Here is a 454-nt window from a genome sequence, read left to right as displayed (position 1 = left end):
GACGTCGCCCAGGTCGTAGCGGGCCGCGACCTCCAGCAGCTCCGGGGAGGTGCGCGCCAGGTCCACGGCGAAGGCGAGGTCCTCCGCCCGCTGCTGGGGGGTGCGCTCCGTCCAGTGCCATATGGTCACGCCCCGGATGGTCAAGCCCCGGTTGACGAGCGGCAGGTCGTCCAGCGTGGTGGCGCCGGAGCCGAGCCGGCCGTAGCTGATCAGGGTGCCGCCGTCGGCGAGCAGGCCGGCGAGGTCCTCGGTGAGGGAGCCGCCGACGCAGTCCAGGACGGCCCGCGCGCCCTCGCCGCCGGTCGCGCGGCGCACCTGCTCCCGCCAGTCGGCGTCCGACGTGACGATCACGGGCTGCGCGGGGAACAGCTCCCGCATCTTCCGCGCCCCGGCCGTGCTCCGTACGAGGTTGACCAGGCGCAGACCGTGCCGGTCGGCGCGCGCGGCGACGAGC

Annotated in this window: 1 protein-coding gene; it reads right to left on the bottom strand. The window is 75.8% G+C overall.

From position 1 onward, the window contains the following. The coding region (locus LPA54_RS38485; RefSeq protein ID WP_228985025.1) for a zinc-binding dehydrogenase at window positions 1-454 on the bottom strand (454 nt) is incomplete at both ends.

Source organism: Streptomyces sp. DH12 (assembly GCF_020873895.1).
Taxonomy (GTDB): domain Bacteria; phylum Actinomycetota; class Actinomycetes; order Streptomycetales; family Streptomycetaceae; genus Streptomyces.
The sequence above is the reverse complement of the archived record's forward strand: the minus strand, read 5'-3'. Positions and strand labels throughout refer to the sequence as shown.